The 4,769-nt window shown below is 57.8% G+C and carries 3 protein-coding genes; all 3 read left to right on the forward strand.

The genetic code is table 11. The annotated features are described in order from the left end of the window. The first annotated feature begins 592 nt into the window (after positions 1–592). The 3 genes from AC5RV1_RS21155 to AC5RV1_RS21165 are packed head-to-tail and all read left to right on the forward strand — an operon-like array spanning position 593 to position 4,411. Positions 593–1,711, forward strand: coding sequence for a sugar ABC transporter substrate-binding protein (locus tag AC5RV1_RS21155; RefSeq protein WP_493995923.1), 1,119 nt, complete (start codon positions 593–595; stop codon positions 1,709–1,711). 29 nt (positions 1,712–1,740) lie between these two features. Continuing rightward, entirely contained in the window at positions 1,741–3,273 is a 1,533-nt protein-coding gene (locus tag AC5RV1_RS21160) for a sugar ABC transporter ATP-binding protein (protein WP_493995924.1), read from the forward strand. 1 nt (position 3,274) lies between these two features. After that, positions 3,275–4,411: an ABC transporter permease gene (locus AC5RV1_RS21165; protein ID WP_493995925.1), complete on the forward strand. Its 1,137-nt coding sequence runs from the start codon at positions 3,275–3,277 to the stop codon at positions 4,409–4,411. The last annotated feature ends 358 nt before the right edge of the window (positions 4,412–4,769 follow it).

A 4,769-nucleotide genomic window follows, 5' to 3' on the forward strand; every position in this document is an offset into this window, starting at 1 on the left:
CATCGACGACCTCGCCGCCGTCGCACAGCGGACCCTTCCGCTGATGGCCAAATACGGCGTCGAATGCCGGATCGGCACACCCGCCAACGTCTAAAACCCACCACGTATGTCCTGCCGAGAAAAACAGCCGGCAGGACATACGCCCGGAAGCATCAAATCAGGTCCAGTAGCTGGACTGCTTGCGCCATCACGGTTCCCTCCCCAACGGCACCCCCGACACGGCGCACCCCGCCTGCCGGACCCTGAAGTGCCCCATCAGATACAAAATGTCTCCTTGCAGAAGCAAGAAAATCACCGCCATCAATAATTCTGACGGCACAGTTTTGCAATGGATTTCCTACCGGCCGCCAAGCAAAGGGCCGGTCACAGAGCGCGCAAGGCCCGCAGGAACATTGAGCCCAATCCCCATGCGCCTTCGGCCTGACGTCTCCCCTACCTCTATCAGGACCATGAATCCCTGATGCCCCATGCCCGCGATACCGGACTAACGGTCCCGTATTGACTGCTACGGCTTCACCCACGCAAGCGATGCTCAACGTCGAGCCCGCAGCTGCTGAACCACATCTCCCACCTTCATTTGAAATGAGTTGACATGGCTGTATTCACACGACCAATAATCAAGGTCACCGCCTTGGCGCTTTTCACGACTCTCACCTTGGCCGCTTGCGGTGGTGCGAACACGTCCCCAGCATCCGTCGCCAAAGTAGATCTGGACGCCACGACGGCTTTCTTGGCCGATTTCAAAAATGTTGGCGCATTTCCCGTCACTGACCCCTTGGACAAGCTGCCAGCCCCAGGCTCCCAGGTTGTCTTCCTGGAGGCCGGAACTTCCGTTTCGACCCTGCAGGCAGCATCCCTAAAGGAGGCCGCAGAGGCGATGGGCGTGGAATACAAGTCGGTGTCTCTGGGAAGAACTGCAGAGAGCATTAACTCCGCGCTGAATTCCGTTGTTGAGATGAAGCCTGCAGGCGTAATTGCTGTGGCTGTGGACCCGGTCCTGTACGCATCCCAGCTGGAGGCCCTCCGCCAGGCCGGCACGGTAGTAGTAGGCGGTGCGCTCTCCAATGGCGAGGAATTTGGTTTCGGCACAGAAGTGCAGGGCGGCCCTGAGGACGTCGCGCAGACAGGGAAAGTCATGGTGGCTACTGCCTTGGCAAAGGGCGAAGGGAAAGTAACAGAGATCGTCTATTACAAGACGCCAGAGCTTGCCTTCACCACCTCGATGGAGAACGGAGTCAGGCAGAAGCTCGATGAACTTTGCGAGGGATGTAATCTGCGCGTGGTTGACATTCCTATAGCTCAGGTTGGCAATGCTGCTCCGCAGACGATCGTCAGTGACCTGCAGGCGAATCCGAAAACGCAGGCTGTCCTGGTCTCCTTTGACGAACTGCAGGTCGGGCTGCCCGCAGCAATGAACGTGGCGGGCATCAAGGCAATAACCGTAGGGCAAGCTCCGAGCGAGGCGAACTTCGAAGCAATCAAGAATGGCCAGCAGGACGCCACTGTCGCTTGGGATATCGACATCATGATGTGGACGATGCTCGACCAGATGGCACGCAAGATGGCGAACCAGGAATTGAGCGCGGCCCAGCAGGCCGGAATCCTCGTCAAACAAGTGCTGACTAAGGAAAATGTTCCTGCCGATGCAACCGACGGATGGAACGGATACCCGGACTACGCAGAGCGTTTCAAGACACTTTGGAACAAGTAAACCGAGAAGCCCGCGACGGAGATACTCCTATGGTCGACACACCTAGATCAACCAGTCAACGGCTCCTTTCGATAACCGACCTTCGCAAAGAGTTCCCCGGGTTGGTGGCACTCAACAACGTCTCATTGGATGTGCACAGCGGCGAAATCGTGGCCGTACTGGGTCATAACGGCTCTGGAAAATCCACTTTGGTCAAGATCCTTGCAGGCGTTTACAAAGCTGACGGCGGTACCGTCCAGCTTGGTGAGACCAACCATGACACGGAGATGCACTTCATCCACCAGGATCTCGGTCTTATCCCGGCCCTGACCGCCGTCGAAAATCTTTCTCTGGTCCGTGGGGAGGGTATGCGCTCACTCTCCCCCCACCGAAGGGCAGCGGAAAATAGCCGTACCAAAGAGAAACTTGCGCGCTTCGGGGCTGAGTTTGACGTCAACGTTCCGATCAGCAACCTAACGGCGGCCCAGCGGTCAATCATTGCAATCGCAAGGGCGCTTGACGGGTGGCAGCACGACCGAAACGTTCTTGTCCTAGACGAGCCCACTGAAGCCCTCCACAGCAGCGAAGTCGAAATCCTCTTCAAAGCAGTGAGAGCGATTGCTGAAGGTGGTGCCGGAGTCATTTTCATATCGCATCGGCTTGATGAGGTCATGAACCTCGCAGACCGTATTGTCGTCCTAAGAAACGGCACGAAGGTCACCGACACCCCGCGGGGCGATATGGACCATGCACAGCTGATTCGACTCGTCAGCGGAACTGACTCCACATACGGCGTTTCATCCAGGGGAGCTGACTGCGGCGGGGAACCGGCGTTGAGCGTCCGCGGGCTGACCGGGAACGTTGTCCGGAACATTGACCTGGAAATCCACCCAGGAGAAATTGTCGGCGTCGCGGGGGTCCTGGGCTCAGGCAGGGAAGAGATACCCTCTCTGCTGTTCGGGGCACAGCCCGGAACAGTTCAGGAGTACAAACTGGCTGGCAGACCCCACGCACTGACAGGCCCAGAAGGCAGCATCAAGGCCGGGCTCGCATTCGTTCCAGGAGACCGCGCCCGGTATGGGGCCATCCTTGAATTGTCCGCACGGGAAAACCTCACGCTTCCGAGGCTCGGTCCCCTTCGCCGCATGTTTGGGCGGCTCGACACCAAAGCAGAACATGCGGAGGTGTCAGGGCTGATGGGCCAGTTCGGCGTCCGGCCAGGAACGCCGGAGCAGAAGCTGAGCTCATTTAGCGGCGGGAACCAACAGAAGATTGTTTTGTCCAAGTGGCTTCGAAACAAACCGAAAGTCCTGCTGCTTGAGGAACCCACCCAAGGCGTAGACGTAGGGGCCAAAGCCTCAATTTACGCCGCGGTAGCTGCCACTGCGGCAGAAGGGACTGCCGTCCTAGTGTGCTCATCGGATGCCAAAGAACTCGCGCAACTCTGCTCCCGCGTCTACGTCCTCCGAGAAGGAGAAACGGCAAGTGTGCTGACAGACGACGACGTCAACGAGACACTACTCATTCGTGAGGGCTACGGCGTCGTAGCCGATCTCACTGCATCCAGTTCAAAGGAAAATTGACATGCCCGAGTCGCTGAAACTGATCGACGAGCAACAAGCCGGACAACAGGGAAACCAGGCACCGGAAAACCAGCCTCAAAAGATGGCCCGAACTAAGCGGACACTGACAGCCCAGCTGCGCCAAACCCTGTCCTTCAGAAATATCAGCGCGGTTTACATACTGCTGGCCATATGTATCATCTTCGGCCTCTGGATTCCCGATTCATTTCTTTCGCCCGGGGTCTGGCGAACCCTGCTCGACGCCCAGGCTGTGACAGCTCTTGCCGCGCTTGCGGCGCTAATACCCCTTGTAGCGGGAAGCTTCAACTTGGCGGTCGGCGCTGAAGTGGGCCTCGGCGGCATCCTCGTTGCCGCTCTAATTTCCAAGCAAGGCCTTCCACCTGCACAGGCGATAGCCCTGACCCTGCTGATCGGAGCACTCCTAGGCCTTGTGTCAGGGCTCATCATCACCCGCGCAAAGATCGATTCCTTTATCGCAACACTCGGCATGAGCTCCATCCTGCTCGCAGGTATCGCATGGACCTCAGGCAGTCGGCAGATTCTGAACCTAGGTGAAGAATTCCGTGCCCTCGCGGTGACGCAGATCCTCGGTGTAACGCTTCCGGTATACATAGTCCTCGTTGTGGCGCTTGTAGCGTGGTATGTGCTCGAAAAAACTCCAGTCGGCCGACGCATGTACGCAACCGGGTTCAACGCCCAGGGCGCGCGCCTGGCTGGTGTGAACACCGACCGGATGATTGTCGGAAGCCTCATGGCAGGAGGCGTACTTGCAGCACTGGCCGGCTCTATTCTCGCTTCACGAATCAACGCCGGAGATCCAACAGTTGGACCCAGCGTTCTGCTCCCCGCACTAACTGCCGTCTTTCTCGGTTCCACTCAATTCCGCGGGGGTCGTTTCAACGTGTGGGGCACGATCCTCGCCGTCTATGTCCTGGCAACGGGCATCAAAGGTCTCCAGCTTGTAGGAGCACCTATCTGGATCACCGAACTGTTCAATGGCCTTGCGCTGCTACTCGCCGTAGGCCTGTCCAAGTATGAAAAAACATCACGGCGGGCAGGGGCAATATCCCGCATCTTCAAGCGCACCAGTGATAAACCCGTAAAGGACGCTCACGCTGCAGAGCACACAGGCAGTTGACATCAGCGTGGGGACAATCCCCGCAACAGCCTTGAAATAGAGAATGCTAAATTTGGCTGCTTGTAGACTGCCGCCACCCGAACCATTGGGTGGCGGCAGCCCGTGCGTGGTCTAGAACTAAGCTGCGACCCGCAGGCCGGAAGAGCGTAGTCATGGCCGTTGCTGGGTTCAGCTTGAGTCGCCGGCATGTAAGACTGCTTCGAATAGCAGCCCCTACCCATCGGCTAAGGCGGAGAAAACCCACCCGAACCGATATCTCGCTCTTGTGGCTGTCGGAATGATTGTGTTATGCTCTTTTCAGACGATGTGACCTCCACCACTAGCGGTTCTTCCGGTTCCGCGGTGGGAGGGTGCATCT

This window comes from Arthrobacter sp. Hb9-2 (assembly GCF_059091165.1).